Here is a 17,992-nt window from a genome sequence, read left to right as displayed (position 1 = left end):
GCTCGGTGGGGTGGCGGGCGGCGAGCCGGGGTTCGAGCAGCAGCATCTGCCGGGTCTGCTGGCCGGCGGTGACGATGAGCGGGGTCCGGTTGTGCCAGGCGGTGACGATGTTGCCCATGGCGTTGCCGGTGCCCGGCGCGGTGTGCAGGTTGACGTGCGCGGGGCGCCCGGTGGCCTGCGCGTACCCGTCGGCGATGCCGACCGCCGATGCCTCCTGCAACGCGAGCACGTACTGGAAGTCGTCGGGGAAGGCATGCAGGAACGGCTCCTCGGTGGAACCGGGGTTGCCGAAGACGGTCGTCATGCCGAGGGCGCGGAGCAGGTCGTAAGTGGTGTCGCGGACCGTTGCCATCGCCCCTGAATCTAGCCGGGCGACTCGGCTGTACAGGGCTTTTCGGCTGCGCTCCCGGCCCAGGTCAGGGCAGCGGGAAGGGCAGCTTGATCCCGTCCAGCGCCCGCCCGCAGGGGCAGTCCCGTTCGGCGGGCAGCGCGGTGACCGCGTCCAGCAGCAGGCCCCGTAGCCGGTCGGTGTTCTCCCCGAAGACCCGGAACACCTCCTCCTGGGTCACCGACTCACCCGACTCCACCCCGGCGTCCAGGTCGGTGACCAGGGCGATCGAGGAGTAGCAGAGGGCCAGTTCGCGGGCGAGCACCGCCTCCGGGTGGCCGGTCATGTTGACCACGCTGCCGCCCACCGCGGCGAACCAGCGGGACTCGGCGCGGGTGGAGAAGCGGGGCCCCTCGACGACCACCACCGTGCCGCCGTCCACTGCCGGGATGTCCCGCCCCGTCGCGGCCGTCAGCAGCGTACGGCGGCCGACCGGGCAGTACGGGTCGGCGAAGGAGACGTGCACCGCGCCCCGGTCGTAGTAGGTCTGCGTCCGGCCGCTGGTGCGATCGATCAACTGGTCGGGGACCACGAACGTGCCCGGGCCCAGTTCCGGGCGCAGCCCGCCGACCGCACAGGGGGCGAGGATCTGGCGTACCCCGAGCGAGCGCAGCGCCCACAGGTTGGCCCGGTACGGGATGAGGTGCGGTGGGTGGCGGTGGTCGCGGCCGTGGCGGGGCAGGAAGGCGACCCGCCGGCCGCCGATCTCGGCGATGGTGACCCGCTCCGACGGCGGCCCGTACGGCGTGCTGACCTCGTGTTCCGTGGCGCCGTCGAGCAGGGCGTACAACCCAGATCCGCCGATCACCGCGAGTTCCGCCGTGGGAGTCATCCGACCCTCCTGTCGCCGCTGTCGATCACCCGACCGTCAGACCTTAGCCACGGCCGTGGACGCAAGCTATGGTGCCAGGCATGGCAATGACAGCACGGACGGCGCTCGTGGGGCGTGCCGTCCCGAGGTGTGACCGGTTCCCCCTTCCGGTGCACGGCTGACGGGGTGCGCGTTATGCAGGGAGAGGGGCAGGCGATCGGCGGACGGGCAACGGAGTCGATGACCGGGAAGCTGCTGGTGGCGACGCCGGCGCTGAAGGACCCGAACTTCGACCGTACGGTCGTGCTGCTGGTTGCCCACGAACCTGGCGGCGCGCTCGGAGTGGTGCTCAACCGGGCCACCGAGGTGCCGGTGGCGGACGTGCTGCGCGACTGGGGCGACCTGGCCCGCCACCCCGCGGTGCTGTTCGAGGGCGGCCCGGTGCAGCCCGACTCGGCGATCTGCCTGGCCCGGATGCGCCAGCCGGTCCGCCGTCTCAAGGGCTTCCACCAGGTCTCCGGCGCGGTCGGCACGCTCGACCTGTCGGTCGACCCGCAGCGGCTGCGGGAGAACGTCCAGAGCATCCGGGTCTTCGCCGGTTACGCCGGCTGGGGCACGGGGCAGTTGGAGCAAGAGATCGAGGAGGGCTCCTGGTTCGTGCTGGACGCGCTGCCCGGTGACGCCTTCGTCGACCGCCCCGACGACCTGTGGCCGATGGTGTTGCGCCGGCAGGGCGGCATGATGGCCGCGGTGGCGCACTTCCCGCCCGACGTGGCGCTGAACTGACCCGTTTCTCGCCGGGAGCGCGGGGACCCCCGCGAGATGACCATGCCGACGGGCGTGTGTATAGTTCTTTCAGTGCCCGGGCGACCGGGTGCGACAGCAAGGGGCCGTGGCGCAGCTGGTAGCGCACCACACTGGCAGTGTGGGGGTCAGGGGTTCGAGTCCCCTCGGCTCCACTTGTGTTTACGCAGGTAAACCGGCATCAGTCATCGACTGGTGTCGGTTTTTTGTGATCTTTGGTCACGGGTGAGTAACACGGCCTATCCGCGGCGAGCGATCAGGGCTTGGATCCCGTCGAGGAGCAGGTCGAGCCCGAAGGTGAAGTCGGCGTCGTCGATCCACTTCTCGGCGGTGCCAAAGGCGTGGGAGCGGACGGCGGCGGTGAGTTCCGGGTAGTCCTCTGGGTCGAGGACCTGGCCGAGGATGTCGCCGTAGTCGGCCAGCCCGGTGATTGAGCCGTCGCCGGCGGCCGAGGTCGTGGCAGCGGCAACGGTGATCATGCTGTGGGTGAGGCTCGCCTGGGTGGCGGCGTAGCCCGTGAGAGTGCTTGCGATGTTGATCCGCTGGCCGAGGTCGAGTTCGGTGCCGGCGAGCGCGGCCAGCGCGCGGTCGAGCCAGCGCAGCGTCCGGGGTCCGGTGGGCGGGGTGCGGTGGGCGAGCGACAGCAGCCAGGGCCGGTCGACGAGAAAGTTGCGATTGGCCTGGGTCCAGTCGGCGAGGTAGTCGCGCCACGGCCGCCCATCGAGGGCAGGGGGCTCGGGGGTGGCGGCGTCGGCCATGACGGTCAGTAGTTCGTCCTTGCTGCCGACGTAGCGGTACAGCGACATCGTCGCCATGCCGACCCGGGCGGCGACGCTGCTCATCCGGACGCCCGCCAGCCCTTCGCTGTCGGCGATTCCGATCGCGGCGTCGACGATCCTGGCCAGGTCGAGACTCGGCCGGGGCCCGTGTCTGGACTCGGTCTCGCGGCCCCACATCCGCGCCACCACGGGAGGAAGCGCCCGCTTCGTCACGTTGACCTCTCCTGTCCTCCCAGCCGGCCTTGCTCTTACTATAGAACCCGGTACTGTGTATTCCGTACGCTGTACCTCATACGCAGATACGGGGAACTCGGTTGAGCACACACAATGCCGTCCCACGCGTTCTCGATGTCGATGCGGTCCGGGGCTTTGCGCTCCTGGGCATCTTCGCCGTCAACGTCACGTTCATGGCCTCCGGTTATCCGGGGAACCTGACGATCGACCCGGATTTCGACTCGGGCCTGGACAACGCCGTCCGTGCGCTGTCATCCGTGTTCGTCGACATGAAGTTCTACGTGCTCTTCTCGTTCCTCTTCGGGTACAGCTTCACCTTGCAGATGGAATCGGCGAGCAGGGCCGGCGTCGCCTTCTCGTCGAGAATGCTCCGCCGGATCGGCGGGCTGTTCGCCATCGGCGCCCTGCACACCGTCTTCCTCTACGGCGGCGACATCCTGACCACCTACGCCGTGGTGTGCCTCGTCCTGTTCCTGCTACGCAACGTCAGAGACCGCACCGCGATCTGGATTGCCGTCTCCCTCTACGCCGTCGTGCTGCTCAGCATGATCTCCAGCTTCCTGGTCGTCGACAGTTCGGCGTTCCTGCCGTCGGAGGCCGAAGCACTCGCCAACGGCGAGCGGGCCACCCAGGCAATGCTCGGCGGGTGGGAATCCAATATCGAACACAACGTCGCCGGCCTGCCATTCCTCGTCCTCCAGGCGGTGAGCCTGCAGGGTCCGACCGCACTGGCCCTGTTCCTGCTCGGCATGGTTGCCGGTCGCCGGGGGTGGTTGGGGCGGGTGTCCGGCAGCGGGCCGGTCCTGCGCCGGATCCAGCAGATCGGGTTCCCGGTGGGGTTGCTCGGATCGCTCGTCTACACGGCCGGCGGCGGCAATGGCAACACCCTCGCCGTGGCTGCCAGCGTCGCGACGGCGCCGCTGCTGAGCGCCGCCTACGTAGCGACGCTGCTGCGGATCATGCACAGTCCGCGCACCGCCGCGGTACGGGCCGCCCTCGCCCCGGCCGGCCGCACCGCGCTCACCAACTATCTAACCCAGTCCGTGGTCGGATTGATGGTATTCACAGGCATCGGACTCGGACTCGCGGGCACGTTCTCCCCGCTCGCCCTCATCGGTTTCGTCCTGGTCGTGTACGCAGGACAGTTGGCCGCCAGCGCACTGTGGCTACGCCAGTTCCGCTACGGCCCGGTGGAATGGGCACTGCGCTGGCTCACCAACGCCCGACGCCCGGCGCTCGTCGCGCCGCCCCGGCACCGCCGCGCAACGAAGGTCACCAGCCCGGCACTCGCCGATCCCAACAACGCAGCCACTCACGAAGCCGAACTGCGCTAGATGTACTGGCAGAACGAACGAGACAGGGAGCAATTCGGCGCGGATCACCTCGGACTGGAGCAGATCCACTGAGCCTTTCCTGGCAAGCGTTCCGTGACTGTTGGTGACAGTCCATGGGATGGCACGCCAGTGCACCCGCATTCGGACCCCGACGGACCATTAACCCTGGGGGTAGTGGGCGCCGTTGAAGGTGACTCGCAGCGCGTACACCGAGGTACCGGCGGTGATAAACAGATGGTTGCGTTTCGGGCCACCGAACGTGAGGTTGGCTACCGATTCGGGTAGCAGCAGCTTGCCGATGAGGGTGCCGTCGGGGTCGAAGCAGTGCACGCCGTCCCAGGCCGCGGCCCATACCCGCCCGGCGTCGTCGAGACGGATGCCGTCGAAGCGGCCGAAGTCGCACTCAGCGAAGATCTTCCCACCGTCGACGGTGCCGTCGGCCGTGACGTCGAAGACGCGGATGTGACTGGGTTCCTGCCGAGTGTCGACGATGTAGAGCTGCTTCTCGTCGGCGGAAAACGCCAGGCCGTTGGGGCGGCAGAAGTCGTCCGCCACGATGCGCAGATCGCCCGTGGTGGGGTCCAGGCGGAACACGTAACAGGCGCCGCCGAACTCGTTGTCGCCCTTGTTGCCCTCGTAGTCGCCGTCGATGCCATAACTCGGGTCGGTGAACCAGATCGTGCCGTCGGCGCGGACGACCACGTCGTTGGGGCTGTTGAGCCGCTTGCCGTCGCAGCGGTCGGCGAGCACGCTGATTGTGCCGTCATGCTCGGTGCGGGTGACCCGCCGGTTGCCCTGCTCGCACGTGACAAGCCGGCCTTGGCGGTCCACGGTGTTGCCATTGGCGTAGCCCGAGCCATGGCGGTAGACGCCGACCGCGCCGGTGGTCTCATCCCAGCGCAGCAGCCGGTCGTTGGGGATGTCACTCCAAACCAGGTAGCGGCCAGCCGGGAAATACGCCGGCCCCTCGGTCTTGCGTGCGCCGGTGTGCAGCCGTTCGACGACGAAGTCGCCGTTGCAGTTACGGAACCGCTCGTCCAGCAGGCGGAACTCAGCGGGAACGGTGTCAGTCATCGCCGCGCCTTCCATACGTCGGATCGCTATTCGGTAAGAGCATATGCTTGCCGAACCTGGTATGGTCAACACGTCAATTGCTTAGGTCACATTCGAGTGGGGCGTCTGCGTGGTAGATGACATCGACCGGGCGTTGTTGGCGCACCTGCAGCACGACGCCACCCAGTCCTACGCGGCGCTGGGCAAGGCGGTGGGCCTGTCCGCCGGCTCCGCCCATGACCGGGTGCGCAAGCTGCGCGAACGCGGCGTGATCCGCCGGACCACCGTCGACGTCGATCCGGCCGCCGTAGACCGCGGCGTGTCGGCCTTCGTGATGGTCAACGCCAGCTCGTGGATGGGCGACGCCCTTACCCACGACGCGTTTGCGGCTATACCCGAGATCCAGGAAACGCACATCATCGCCGGCGCGGCGTCACTGCTGGTGAAGATCCGTACCGCGACCACCGAAGACCTGCAAGCGGCGCTGCGCCGCATCTTCGGCATCGACGGGGTAACCGGCACCCAGGCCATCGTCGTGCTAGAGACCTTCTTCGAACGTCCGGTAAGCGTGCTCGACCAGCACAGCGAACCGCACCCGCCGAATGCCGACGCGCCACCACACTAGGGCCAGGCCGATAGGACGGTCCTACCTGTGGCGTATCCCGCTTCCGCGAGCGCGGCGATCGCCTCGGCCGGCGGCAACGTTATGAGCACGCCGACACCGCAGCTCGCCGACAGCTGGTCTTCCATGCCTTCTCGGTAGGCGTGGCGTAGCTCGCCCTTGCGACCGTGGAACACGTGCCGGGCCAGGTCGCCCAATCCGTCAGGCCGCTGCCGGCCAGATCCGAGCACCGCCACCCGGCTCGGGAGATCCGATCCGGGTGGCGGTGCCGCCGGGTCAGCCCTTCGGCGTGACGACGTCGATCTCGCCGAGGCCGGCTGCGGTCCGGGCCGCGTGGACCAGCTCGTCGACGCTGATCCGGTGGTTGGAGCCGGTGCCGGGGTCCCAGACCTGCAGCGAGCCCATCGGCCAGGGCACCGCGCCACCGGACTGCTGGGCGGAGGTGTAGCCGTGGATCATCAGGTAGTGCCGGACCTGCGCGTTGCCGGTCGTGCTCCAGGGCAGGTAGGCCGGCTGCACCACGACGATGCTCGGTTGACCCTTGTCCAGTTGACGCCGGATGTGGTCCAGGCCCAGTTCGAGCCCGAGCCCCCGGTCGGCGTAGGTGGCCCAGGTGTATGTGGTGTAGCCGGTGCCGGCGATCGGGGTGTGAATGCTCAGCGTCTCGGCGAGCTTCCACGGCATGGTGCCGAGTGAGCCGGTGCCGGACTGCGACGCCAGGGTGCTCTGCGACGGCACCGAGGCGGTCCGCATGGTGGCGATCGCACTTTTCATGGCGGCCGGCCCGCAGTAGGTCGCCGCGTTCTCCTGCTCGAAGCCGATGAGCTTCAGATCAACCACCCGGAGGGTGGTCTGTTCCTGGCCGTTGATCCAGAAGTTGCCGGTCACGGTCAGCGCTCCCCGGCTGGAGAGATTCACCTGTGCTGTCTCGCATCTTCGCGCCGCGCCGGATCTGAGCAGTGCACCGGCACAGAACGCGGTGTCTCCACTGCCTCCGTCGTTACTCAGACTCAGCGACGCCTGCACCACGTCGGACCCGCCGGACACGGCGGTGGCCACCGCGCGGGCTTTCGTGTGGGTCCACCGGCGGTCGCTGCTCTGCCAGGTGTGGGTGAATTCCAGGCAGAGCCAGTAGCTGACCCCGCCCTTGGTCCGGAGGGTCGTGCAGTTGGCCTGACTGGTGCCCGTACCGCTCTCCCAGACCTGCGATCCGTCGTTGACCGGGGCCACCACCGCGTAGATGTTGCTGTACGAATGGACCGGCGAAGGGTTGTACGGGTCGAACGGCCCGACCTTCTTCACCTGGTTGCCGTAGTTGCCCTCGATCGTGGTGATCTTCCCGGTGGAGTCGACGTCCACCACCACGCCGATGTGATGGCTCGCGTAGTAACTGGTGCCGTAGATGACCAGGTCGCCCGGGCGGATGTTGCCCTTCGACCGGAGCAGGCCGTGGTTGCGCCCCCAGGTCTCGAAGTCTCCGGTGTACGGGAAGTACACGTTGATGCCGGCCTGTCGCCAGGTCCAGCTGGCGAACATCGAGCACCAGGGCAGACCGCAGACCACGTTGTCGGTGCGACCGTACGGATTGCAGTTGTCGCCCCACTCGTGCAGGCCGAGCTGGCTGTTCGCGGCCTGCACGATCGCACCGCGGATCTTGGAGCTGTGCACGCTGCCGGTGGGCGGGCTGCCCGGCGCGCTGGGGTTGGACCCGCCGCCCGGCTTCGGGTCGTTGTCGCACCGGCGCATCGTGATGTCCCACGATCCGGTGTAGACGTAGTAGTCGGCCACCCAGAGCTTGTCGCTGGTGTAGCTCCACACCGCGTGCCCGCCGTAGTTGATCTCACCGTAGGCCTGGCATTCGATGGTGATGTAGGAGCCCTTGAGGTACTTGTCCTCGACGCGGGCGGCGGTCAGGCTCTTCGCGTAGTAGCCGTTGAGGGTCTCCTTGACCAGGTAGCGGTTGCCACCGCCGGAGCCACCGTCGTTGTCGCACCGGTTCATGACCATGCCGTTGGTGCCGGTCCGTACGTAGTAGTCGGCGACCCACAGCCCGTCGCTGGTGTAGTTCCAGAGGTTCGAGCCGCCGTAGTTCACCTCTCCGTACGCCTGGCACATCACCGTGATGTAGGTGCCCTCGGGGTACTTGTCCCAGACGTTGCTCGCCGACAGGCTCTTGGCGTGGTAGCCGTTGAGCGTGGTGCGGGCCAGGAACTGCTGACCGCCGCCAGAGTGGCCGCCATGGCCGCCGTTGATCCCGATCGAGAGGCAGCTCGGTACGCCCGGCAACCGGCCGTCGGTGCCCGTGGTGACGTACGCGTCCGGGATCCAGTAGCCGTCGGTGGTGTAGATCCACAGCGTCGAGCCACCGGCGGCGATGCCGTAGTCCTGGCAGCGTACGTACACCTGGCTGCCTTCCAGGTAGGCGTCTACCCGGATCCGGTCGTCGGGGTTGGCGCTGCCTCGACCGTCGATGTCGAACTTCGCCGGGTACGGGCCGGCGTTGCTGCCACCGGTCCTCGGCACGCCGTTGATCCCGATGGCGATGCATCGGGGTACCCCGGGCAGGTAACCGTCAGTGCCGGTGGTGACGTACGCGTCCGGAATCCAGTAGCCGGTGCTGGTGTAGATCCACAGGGTGGAGCCACCCGCCGACAGACCGGTGTCCTGGCAACGGACGTGGACCGGCGATCCGGTGAGGTAGGCGTCGGTCTTGACCCGGTCGTTCGGGTCCATGCTGCCCCGGCCGTCGATGGCGAACTTGGCCGGGTACGGGCCGTACGTCCTGGCCTGCGCGGGTGACGCGTTGACCAGAACGAGGCTGAACGAGGCGAACGTCAGGACGAGTAACGCGGACAGTCTTCGTCTGAGCTTCGACACAGAGTCTCCTGGTGCTCGGGTGGCGGGTCCGCGTCAGCTCCTCGGGACGCGGAGGCTGTCCCAGGTGGTCGGGCCCGGCCAGCCGTCGGCGTCGGCACCGCTGTAGCCGAGCTTCTGCTGCCACTTGGCGTACGACTGGCGGTCGATGTCGGACCACTGCGGCCCGGGGCCGACGCGGTAGAGGCCACAGCCTTCGGCCACGAGGCGACGGCCCATGTTGGTCACGATGACGCTGTTCGGGTTGGACTGGAAGAAGGCCGCACCCGGGTAGGGCTCGTACTGGTTGCGGTAACGGGGCACCCGAAGCTGATCCCAGGAGGACTTGCCGGGCCAGCCGTCCGCAGCGGCACCGCTGTAGCCGAGCTTCTGTTGCCAGGCGGCGTACGACTGACGGTCGACGTCGGACCACTGGGGGCCGGCGCCCACGGTGTACTTGCCGCAGCCTTCGGCGATGAGGCGCCGACCCATCTCGGTGACGATTGCGCTGTTGGGCTGGGTCTTGAACCAGTCGGTGCCGGGGAACGGCTCGTAGGTGCTGCCGGGCGCGCCACCCTCCTCGTAGGGGCCGGAGCCCTGCCGCGGGACCCGCAACTGGTTCCAGGTGGTCGGGCCGGGCCAGCCGTCGGCGTCCGCGCCGGTGTAACCCAGCTTGCGCTGCCAGTTCGCGTACGACGTACGGTCTGCCTCGGTCCACCGCGGGCCCGGACCGGACAGGTACGTGCCGCAGCCTTCGGCGACCAGCCGGACGCCCATCGCCGTCACGATCGGGCTGTTCGGGTTGGCCTTGAACCAGTCCGCCCCCGGGTACGGCTCGTAGCTGGTCGGGCCGGCCGAGATACCGTCCTCGGCGGGCACCCGCAGCCGGTCCCAGGAGGTCTGTCCCGGCCAGCCGTCGGCGTCCGGGCCGGTGAAGCCCAGCTTGCGCTGCCACATCGCGTACGCGTCCCGGTCGACGTCGGACCACTGGTTGCCGGGACCGACCCGGTACGGGTTGCAGCCCTCCTGGACCAGCCGGACGCCCATGGCCATGACGATCCGGCTGTTCGGCCGGCCCTTGAACCACTCGGTGCCGGGGAACGGCACGTTGCCGCCGATCGGCGTGCTGCCCCCGGTCTGGGGATCCAGGCTCGAGCCCCGGTTCGGGATCGTCAGGCGGGTGCCGACCGGGAACGCGTAGCCCTCGAGCACGACCATCGGCAGGCCGTTCTCCGCGGCCAGCGCTCCCCACGGGACGTTGAACTTGCGGGCGACCGAGCCCAGCGTGTCACCGGGCACGGTGACGTACTCGACCGGCCCGCTGCTGCCGGGCTCGAAGGTGCCGTCGCGGGTCATCGCCCAGATGTCCCCGCCGGGGCACTCCGTGTTGTAGCCGTCCCGGTGGCCGAGGATCTCCGTGCCCGCGCCGCCGTAGTGCCGCAGGTAGGCGATGGCGTCGCGGATGCCCTGCTTCATCTCGGCGGTGGGGGCGGTGTCCCAGATGCCCCCTCCGGACGTGCCCCAGAAGGAGCGCCCGGTGCCGGTCATCGCGAGGATCGCGTAGTGGTTGCGGTTCAGGGTGGAATTGCCGTTCGCGGCGCACTGGCGATTCCTGCCCCGGCCCTCGAAGACATACCCGTGCCGGCAGACCGCCAGGCTGTAGCCGATGTCCGACCACCCGTTGCCCTGCTGGTGGTCGCGCTGAATTCCCCGTACGCCCCCGGCGCACTGCGAGTGGAACCACTCGATCGGATAGAGCGACCCGACCCAGTGAATCTTGACGCCCCGGTTGGACGTGATCGGCGGGTCGTCGTTCTCCCCGCGCGGACGGGCACCCCACTCGGCTCTGGTGACGAATTTCATCGCAGCGTTTCTTTCTGTCGAATGACGGCGGATTCGTGAATTGGGTGACCAGCGGCTACAGGGTGTAGGCGAACGCGCCGAGTCCCAGTTGGTCGAAGCCGCCACCTTCGGCCCGCGCCCGGTCGGCGAGCGTGGTCGTGTGGGGCGCGGACAGGCCCCGACGCGTCACGTAGTGGTCGTGGATGATCGCCCAAGCCGGGCTGGTCGCCGAGGTGCCCCAGGTGCCGAGGGTCGGCGTCTCCGACGGTTCGAGCTCGAACCGCGCGACCTCCTCGCTGGCCGCGAGCAGGCGGTTGCCGTGACTCGCGTAGAGGTCCCGGCCCTGGCTCCAGGCCATCTCGCAGATGACCGCGAGCAGACCGAGCCCGGTGACCGAGTACCGGTCGGAGTGGCCGCCGTCCCACACGTACGGGACAAGGTTCATGATCCGGGGGGTGGCGGTGATGAGCGTGGTCGCCCGATCGACCTTGGCGGTGTCGTCGCAGAAGAGCCCGATCGCCAGCACCGAGGCGATGTGCGACAGTTCCCAGTTCGTGGCGTACCGGGGCGTGCAGGAGTCGAGCGGAGCGGCCAGGTACGCGTCGCTCGCCGGGTAGAGGACGCTGGTCAGCATCGTGCCGAAGCGCTGCACGTCGAAGCCGGCGTGGTCCCGGACGATCTCGGCGGCGTTCGCCAGCACGAATCCGTAGATGCCGGCCGTCTGCCCGATCTCCGGCTGGCCGGAGATCGACGTCAGCGTCTGCGACCAGGCGTTGAGGATGTCGCGGGCGGTGTTCGCGTGCGCGGTGTTTCCGGTCAACTGCCACAGCAACGCGTTCTGGTAGGCGGTGTGCGCGTCGTCGAGCAGTTGGCTGTAGTTCGCGCCGGTGCCACCGGTGTTCAGGGCGGCCACCGGGCGGGCCGACCGGCCGGCCTGGGAGCGCGCGTTTGCCTTGACCGCGTTCCAGCCGGACGCCCAGGGTCCCGTCGTCGCGCTGGTTCTGGTTCGCAGCGCCGCGATGCCGGCACTGGTGTGCAGCAGGCCCGGGTGCGCGTACGCGGCGGCTGCGGCACGCGCCTGCGGCGCTGCCAACGACCCCAGCAGGCTGACGGCGCTCACCCCGGCGCCCACGATCGCGGCATTGCGGAGAAACGACCTTCGGCTGGATTTTGTCGTGACCGGATCAGATGACATGACCATTCCTTCGGGCAGGGAAGACCGTCGCGTCGACGGTTTCTGGGCACAATGCAGAACCGTCAATACGCAATGGAACTTCTTGCGGGGCGGCCCAAACGTTAGATCCCGCGTCGGGTCGTGATCCAGAGTTGGGAGGGAAAGCTCCCCTATTCGCCACCTACCGGCGTCCGCGCAACGGAGGTTCGCTGAATGGGGTCTGATCCGCAGTAGTCAGCGAGAGCTGAGGTGCCCGGTCCGGCGGGCGGAAGGGGGGCCCGCCGGGCCATCGGCCGTCGCGGTGAGAGCGCGTCGGGGTGGCGGCGTACCTCTTGGTCATAATGGTCGGCGATGGGCCACATTGAGAAGGCGGCGCGCCACCGCCCCGGGGAGGCCGCCGGCGGTCCAGGAATGGACCTCGGCGTCGTGGGGTGCACCGACGCGGTGGAGGTCGGCCGGGGCGGCTTCGGGGTGGTCTACCGGGCCTGGCAGCCGGATTTCCACCGCTGGGTCGCGGTCAAGGTGCTCGCGGCCGACTGGCACGGCCCGTCCCGGGCCCGCTTCGAGCGGGAGCTGAAGACGCTGGGCCGGCTGTCGGACCATCCGCACATCGTCACGCTGCACCAGGCCGGCCGGACCGTGGCCGGCAACCCGTACCTGCTCATGGCGTACGAGGAAGGCGGGTCGCTGGCGGACCGGCTGGCCGCGACGGACGGGTCCGGCGCCGAGGTCGCGGAGCCGCGGTGGGTGGCGGCGGTGGCCGGCGGGATCGCGGTGGCCGGTGCCCTGGAGACCGCGCACCGGGCCGGCGTGCTGCACCGCGACGTGAAGCCCGGCAACATCCTCATCTCGCCGTACGGCGAGCCGAAGCTGGCCGACTTCGGCCTGGCCCGACCGCGCACGGAGGTACCCGACGCGGGCCGCCGCCGGGTCACCGCGAGCGTGCCGCACGCCGCACCGGAGGTGCTGCGCGGTGAGCCGGCCTCGGTGACGTCGGACGTCTACGCCCTCGCCTCGACGGTGCTGCACTGGATCCGTGGCACGCCGGCGTTCACCGGCCACTCCGAGGCCGACCTGCTGCGGCGGATCGCCGCCGACCCGGTACCCGACCTGCGCCCCGACGGCGTGCCCGAAGCGGTGTGTGCGGCCCTGGAACGCGCCATGGCGAAGGATGCGACCCAGCGGCAGCCGACCGTCGCAGCCTTCGCCGAGGAGTTGCGGCAGGCACAGCGGGCGGCGGGTGAACCGGCGACGCCCTTCGTGCTCGGCGCGGAAACCGGGGCGGTGCCGGCGGGGGAGCCGACCCGGCCCCGCTTCTCGCTGGCCGCGCGCCGGGCCGCCCTCGCCCCGGACCTCACCGCCACCGTCGCCCGGCCGACGCGGGTACCCGGGCGCGTGCTGGCCCGGGCCGTCGGCGCGCTGGTCGCCGGGGTCTCGGTGCTGGTCGCCGCCGGGTCGGCGGCCACGCCCCCGGCCGGCGAACTGGCGGTGCCGGTGGAGTTGACGGTGGGGGAGCACGAGGTCCACGCCGCCTCGGACGAGCACGCGGTGACCGTCCGCAACGCCGGAGGCCGGGAGGTCCGGCTGACCCGGGTGGCGCCGGCCGGCCCGCACGGCGGCGATCTGGAGATCACCGGCGAGGGCTGCACCGCGCGCGAGCTGGCCCCCGGGCAGCGGTGTGAGGTGCGCGTGGTCTTCACGCCGCAGGGGCCGGGAGCGCGGACGCCGCTGCTGGCGATGACCGTGGCCGACCGGGCGCGACCGCTGACCGTGCGGGTGGTGGGCGCCGGTCGGCTCCGCCCGGCCAGCCGGGACGACGCACCGCCGGGCCGCTGCTACGACGACGCCTTCCAGGTCGGGCCGTCCGCCTACGGGCACGCGGGCGGCCTGCGCGGGCTGTCGGTGAAGCAGTACTGGTCGCCGACCTGCCGGGCGGCGATGGCGTACGCCTGGGTGTGGAAGCAGTACCGGGACACCGCGATGCCCGGCGGCGGTACCTGGCTGGTCGACCTGGTGGTCCGCCCGGCTGCCGGGGGCAGCGGGGCGCGGCAGCGGGCGCAGGGGCAGCCGCACGAGCTGTGGACGATGCCGCTCACCGCCGGCGATGGCTGCACGGTGGCGACGGCCACCGTGACGCACCGGCTCACCGGTGAGTCGATGACGGCGACCACCGAGCCGTACTGCGGGTGAGTGTGGGCGGGTACTTCGAGGTCCATCTGGCCGGGCCGGTGCGCCTGGTGCCGCTGACCGCGGACGCGCTCACCATCGGGCGGGCGCCGGGCAACGAGGTGACCATCGACAGCAAGCTGGTGTCCCGGCTGCACGCGGTGGTCGAGCGATTCCCCGCCGGCTGGTCCATCCGGGACCTGGGCAGCACGAACGGCACCACGGTCAACGGCCACCCGGTCCGCCCGGCGCAGGCGCTGCGGGACGGCGACCGGGTCGGGATCGGGCCGGCCCGGCTGGTGTTCCACGCGCCGGCCGGACTGAGCGGTACGCACACCGTCGGGGTGGAGCCACCGCCCCCGCCGCCGGCGCTGACCCCCCGCGAGCAGGAGGTGATGGCGGTGCTCTGCCGGCCGTACCTGGTGGGCGGGACGCCCTTCCCCGAGCCGCCCACGGTGCGGGCGATCGCCGCCGAGCTGCACATCACCGAGAGCGCGGTGAAGAAGCACCTCTCCCGGCTGTACGACAAGTTCGGCCTGACCGGCAACGACGACCGGCGGCGGTCCCGGCTGGCCGGGGAGGCCGTCCGCCGGGGTTGAAACGGTCCGCGGGTACGCACCGCCACCCCGGTGACGGCCACGAGCGCCTTCCGGGCCGGTGGCCGTCGGGGTCTTGTGGCCGGGTCGAACTGTTGGCCCCTGCCGCCCGTACCAGTGTGTGGGAGGTCAAAGTCATGGCCGTACGTCGTGTCGTCGTCGTGCTGCTGGTCGCGCTCGTCGCGGCGATGACCAGTGCGGTGCCTGCCGCCGCGCACGGCGCGCCGACGTACCCGGTCAGCCGGGCCGCCGCCTGCGCGCCCGACGGCGAGCACGTGGACACACCGGCCTGCCGGGCGGCGGTCAAGGCGGGCGCGGCGCTGCGCGAGTGGGACAACATCCGGGTGTTCGGGGTGAACGGCCGGGACCGGGAGCGGATTCCCGACGGGGAGCTGTGCAGCGGTGGACTGTCGGCGTACCGGGGGCTGGACCTGCCGCGTACCGACTGGCCGGCGACGCCGCTGGCGGCGGGGGTGGAGCTCGCGGTCCGCTATCGCACCACGATCCCGCACAAGGGCACCTTCCGGCTCTACCTCACCCGTGTCGGCTACGCCCCGACCAGGAAGTTGACCTGGGCGGACCTGGAGACGGTGCCGTTCCTGCGGGTCATCGATCCGCCGGTGCGGGCTGGGGCGTACCAGATGTCCGGGCGGCTGCCCGGCGACCGGAGCGGCCGTCACGTGATCTACACGGTCTGGCAGAACTCCGACACGGCCGACACCTACTACTCCTGCTCCGATGTGGACATCCGGCCGGCGGGCGCGGGCGGCCGGACCGGTGAGGAGCCGGCCGGCGTGGTGGCGGAGGCCACTCCGGCTGTCGCCGAGGGAGCCACCCCACCAGCTCGTGGTGACGGGACAGCTCGTGGTGACGCGCCGGCTCGTGGCGACGGGATTGCCGGCGGTGATGCGGCTGGGGGTGGTGACGCGGTGGCCGGGGTGGAGCGCAATGTGCCGGTGGCCGCGGTGACCTATCTGGGCGGCCAGCGCTGGCCGCTGCTCGCCGGCGGTGCGCTGGTCGCGCTGCTCGTCCTGCTGATCGGGGTGCGGCTACGCGGAACCCGCAGCGGACCGCCGCCCGGACGACCCTGCACGGTACGCAACCACCGCGCCAACCCGCGCGTCTGGTGACCGGACCCACCGCCCGCCGGGTCGGTCAAAATGCGAGGTCTTGGACAGTTTCCGTTAGCGCGACACTGTCCAAGACCTCAACGTAGCGGGGCCGTTGTCAGGTCAGTTGGGACTCGATCTCGGTCAGCTCTTCGGTGGTCAGGTCGAGGTTGTCCAGCGCGGCGATGTTCGCCTCCAGCTGCGGCACGCTGCTGGCGCCGATGATGAGGCTGGTCATCCGGGGGTCGCGGAGCGCCCAGGCGAGCGCGAGCTGCGCGAGGGACTGGCCGCGGCGGTGGGCGATCTCGCCCAGACCGCGGATGGTGGCCAGCCGCTGCGGGCTCACGTCGCTCTCGTTCAGGAAGACGCTGGTGCGGATCCGGGAGTCGGCCGGGATGCCGTCGAGGTAGCGGTCGGTGAGCAGCCCCTGCGCCAGCGGGCTGTACGCGATGCAGCCCGCGCCGACCCGCTCCAGCGTGTCCAGCAGGCCGTCCTCCTCGGTCCAGCGGTTGAACATCGAGTACGACGGCTGGTTGATCAGCAATGGCGTACCCAGGTCGCGCAGGATCGCCGCCGCCCGCTGACTCTGCTCGGAGTTGTAGTTGGAGATGCCGACGTAGAGCGCCTTGCCGGAGCGGACGATGGCGTCCAGGGCGGCCATCGTCTCCTCCAGCGGGGTGTCCGGGTCGTACCGGTGGCTGTAGAAGATGTCGACGTAATCCAGGCCGAGGCGGCGCAGCGACTGGTCGAGCGAGGAGACGAGGTACTTGCGGGAGCCCCACTCGCCGTACGGGCCGGGCCACATCAGGTAGCCGGCCTTGCTGGAGATGACCAGCTCGTCGCGGTACGGCTTGAGGTCGCCGGCGAGCATCCGGCCGAAGTTCTCCTCGGCGGCGCCGGGCGGCGGGCCGTAGTTGTTGGCCAGGTCGAAGTGGGTGACGCCGAGGTCGAAGGCGCGCCGGACGATGTCCCGCTGGCGTTCGAAGGGGCGGTCCGGCCCGAAGTTGTGCCACAGGCCTAGCGAGATCGCCGGCAGGCGCAGCCCGCTGGCTCCACTGCGCCGGTAGGTCATCTGGTCGTAGCGCGCGTCGGCGGGGAGGTAGGTCACGATCAAGACCCTAGTCCGGGGCCGAAGGCGTGACACTCCGACATGAGTGCGACCGTCGCGGGGTGCCGAGTCGGATCGGCGGCTGTCGTGCTCTGCGCCGGGTACGGTCGGAGCCATGCGCTACGTGCGGCTCGACACCCCGAAACCCCTGTCCAAGATCGGTCTCGGTACCTGGCAGTTCGGCTCGCGGGAGTGGGGCTACGGCCCCGACTACGAACGGCTGGCGGCGGACATCGTCCGGCGCGCCGTCGAGCTGGGCGTCACCCTCTTCGACACCGCCGAGCTGTACGGCTTCGGCCGCAGCGAGCGGATCCTCGGCGCGGCCCTAACCGGCGACCGCGACAAGGTGACCGTGGCCACCAAGATCTTCCCGGTGCTGCCGGTCGCCTCGGTGGTGCAGCAGCGGGCGGTGGCCTCGGCGGCCCGGCTCGGCGTCACCAGCATCGACCTCTACCAGCTGCACCATCACAACCCGGTGGTCGCCGACCAGACGACCATGCGGGGCATGCGCGCGTTGCAGGATGTCGGGCTGGTCGGTGAGGTTGGGGTGAGCAACTACAGCCTGCGTCGCTGGCAGGTCGCCGAGGCCGCGCTGGGCCGGCGGGTGCTGAGCAACCAGGTCCGCTACAGCATGCTCGACCGCAAGCCGGAGGAGGATCTGCTGCCGTACGCGGAGCAGGCCGGGCGGCTGGTCATCGCGTACAGCCCGCTGGCGCAGGGGTTCCTCTCCGGGCGGTACGACGCACACCATCCGCCGGTCGGCGCGGTGCGCCGGGCCAACCCGTACTTCCTGCCGGAGAACCTGGAGCGCGGCACGGCGCTGATCGAGACGCTTCGTCAGGTGGCCGCCGCGCACGACGCCACGCCGAGCCAGATCGCCCTGGCGTACGTGCTGCGGCACCCGAACGTGGTGGCCATCCCCGGCGCGTCCAGCGTGGAGCAGATGGAACGCAACGCCGCCGCCGCGGAGATCGACCTGACCGAGGACGAGTACGCCGCGCTGGTCAACGCGGCGCGGGCGTTCCGCCCGGTCACCGGGCTGGCCGCGGTGCCCCGCCTGATCAAGGCCCGCGCCGGGCGCTGACCGGCGGGCGAGGTGTCTCCCCGAGGCGGGGGAGG

15 protein-coding genes and 1 tRNA gene are annotated in these 17,992 nt (G+C 70.2%); 8 read left to right on the top strand and 8 right to left on the bottom strand.

The genetic code is table 11. The features are described 5' to 3' along the window. Together C1I95_RS21470 and C1I95_RS21465 are read right to left on the bottom strand one after the other, a co-directional pair. A partial coding sequence (locus C1I95_RS21470; RefSeq protein WP_267900707.1) for a thiamine pyrophosphate-binding protein occupies window positions 1-352 on the bottom strand: 352 nt, incomplete at its 3' end. Window positions 353-416: 64 nt separating this feature from the next. Beyond that, entirely contained in the window at window positions 417-1,220 is an 804-nt protein-coding gene (locus C1I95_RS21465; RefSeq protein ID WP_111215927.1) for an S-methyl-5'-thioadenosine phosphorylase, read from the bottom strand. Window positions 1,221-1,394: 174 nt separating this feature from the next. Here C1I95_RS21465 and C1I95_RS21460 point away from each other — a divergent pair, with 174 nt between their 5' ends. Beyond that, on the top strand, window positions 1,395-1,985 hold the full coding sequence (locus tag C1I95_RS21460) for a YqgE/AlgH family protein (protein ID WP_111215925.1): 591 nt from the start codon (window positions 1,395-1,397) through the stop codon (window positions 1,983-1,985). A gap of 100 nt (window positions 1,986-2,085) precedes the next feature. Further along, a tRNA-Ala gene (locus tag C1I95_RS21455) sits at window positions 2,086-2,158 on the top strand. An 84-nt stretch (window positions 2,159-2,242) separates the two neighbouring features. On the opposite strand, the gene C1I95_RS21450 is transcribed toward C1I95_RS21455, so the two are convergent. Further along, window positions 2,243-2,995, bottom strand: coding sequence for a TetR/AcrR family transcriptional regulator (locus C1I95_RS21450; protein ID WP_199523848.1), 753 nt, complete (start codon window positions 2,993-2,995; stop codon window positions 2,243-2,245). A gap of 101 nt (window positions 2,996-3,096) precedes the next feature. Between C1I95_RS21450 and C1I95_RS21445 the strand changes: the two genes are divergently transcribed. Then, window positions 3,097-4,350 (top strand): DUF418 domain-containing protein, encoded by a 1,254-nt coding sequence (locus tag C1I95_RS21445; RefSeq protein WP_233513787.1) that lies wholly within the window; start codon window positions 3,097-3,099, stop codon window positions 4,348-4,350. Between the two features lie 159 nt (window positions 4,351-4,509). On the opposite strand, the gene C1I95_RS21440 is transcribed toward C1I95_RS21445, so the two are convergent. Further along, a complete protein-coding gene (locus C1I95_RS21440; protein WP_111215930.1) occupies window positions 4,510-5,424 on the bottom strand; it encodes an SMP-30/gluconolactonase/LRE family protein in 915 nt (304 codons plus the stop codon). 109 nt (window positions 5,425-5,533) lie between these two features. Here C1I95_RS21440 and C1I95_RS21435 point away from each other — a divergent pair, with 109 nt between their 5' ends. Next, window positions 5,534-6,028 (top strand): Lrp/AsnC family transcriptional regulator, encoded by a 495-nt coding sequence (locus tag C1I95_RS21435; protein WP_111215921.1) that lies wholly within the window; start codon window positions 5,534-5,536, stop codon window positions 6,026-6,028. A 273-nt stretch (window positions 6,029-6,301) separates the two neighbouring features. On the opposite strand, the gene C1I95_RS21425 is transcribed toward C1I95_RS21435, so the two are convergent. Genes C1I95_RS21425 through C1I95_RS21410 form a run of 3 tightly spaced genes read right to left on the bottom strand, consistent with a single transcriptional unit; the run spans window position 6,302 to window position 11,840 of the window. Further along, window positions 6,302-8,902, bottom strand: coding sequence for a CHAP domain-containing protein (locus tag C1I95_RS21425; protein WP_111215918.1), 2,601 nt, complete (start codon window positions 8,900-8,902; stop codon window positions 6,302-6,304). A 33-nt stretch (window positions 8,903-8,935) separates the two neighbouring features. Further along, window positions 8,936-10,741, bottom strand: coding sequence for a peptidoglycan-binding protein (locus C1I95_RS35880; RefSeq protein WP_199523847.1), 1,806 nt, complete (start codon window positions 10,739-10,741; stop codon window positions 8,936-8,938). Between the two features lie 55 nt (window positions 10,742-10,796). After that, complete coding sequence (locus C1I95_RS21410; RefSeq protein WP_158566436.1) at window positions 10,797-11,840, bottom strand: alginate lyase family protein; 1,044 nt, start codon at window positions 11,838-11,840, stop codon at window positions 10,797-10,799. A 405-nt stretch (window positions 11,841-12,245) separates the two neighbouring features. Between C1I95_RS21410 and C1I95_RS21405 the strand changes: the two genes are divergently transcribed. From C1I95_RS21405 to C1I95_RS21395, 3 genes are all read left to right on the top strand, one after another. Continuing rightward, window positions 12,246-14,084: a serine/threonine-protein kinase gene (locus C1I95_RS21405; RefSeq protein WP_111215915.1), complete on the top strand. Its 1,839-nt coding sequence runs from the start codon at window positions 12,246-12,248 to the stop codon at window positions 14,082-14,084. Beyond that, window positions 14,081-14,659 carry an FHA domain-containing protein gene (locus C1I95_RS21400; RefSeq protein ID WP_199523846.1) on the top strand — a complete coding sequence of 193 codons (579 nt, stop codon included), beginning with the start codon at window positions 14,081-14,083 and terminating at the stop codon, window positions 14,657-14,659. Before C1I95_RS21405 ends, C1I95_RS21400 begins: the two co-directional genes overlap by 4 nt. Window positions 14,660-14,793: 134 nt before the next feature. Then, window positions 14,794-15,786, top strand: a complete 993-nt coding sequence (locus C1I95_RS21395) for a lytic polysaccharide monooxygenase auxiliary activity family 9 protein (RefSeq protein WP_111215929.1) — start codon at window positions 14,794-14,796, stop codon at window positions 15,784-15,786. A gap of 97 nt (window positions 15,787-15,883) precedes the next feature. On the opposite strand, the gene mgrA is transcribed toward C1I95_RS21395, so the two are convergent. Continuing rightward, complete coding sequence (gene mgrA / locus C1I95_RS21390) at window positions 15,884-16,879, bottom strand: L-glyceraldehyde 3-phosphate reductase (RefSeq protein WP_111215912.1); 996 nt, start codon at window positions 16,877-16,879, stop codon at window positions 15,884-15,886. Between the two features lie 109 nt (window positions 16,880-16,988). Between mgrA and C1I95_RS21385 the strand changes: the two genes are divergently transcribed. Then, window positions 16,989-17,957: an aldo/keto reductase gene (locus tag C1I95_RS21385; RefSeq protein ID WP_111215911.1), complete on the top strand. Its 969-nt coding sequence runs from the start codon at window positions 16,989-16,991 to the stop codon at window positions 17,955-17,957. Window positions 17,958-17,992 lie beyond the last annotated feature (35 nt).

This window comes from Micromonospora craterilacus (assembly GCF_003236315.1).
GTDB classification, from domain to species: Bacteria; Actinomycetota; Actinomycetes; order Mycobacteriales; family Micromonosporaceae; genus Micromonospora; species Micromonospora craterilacus.
The sequence above is the reverse complement of the archived record's forward strand: the minus strand, read 5'-3'. Positions and strand labels throughout refer to the sequence as shown.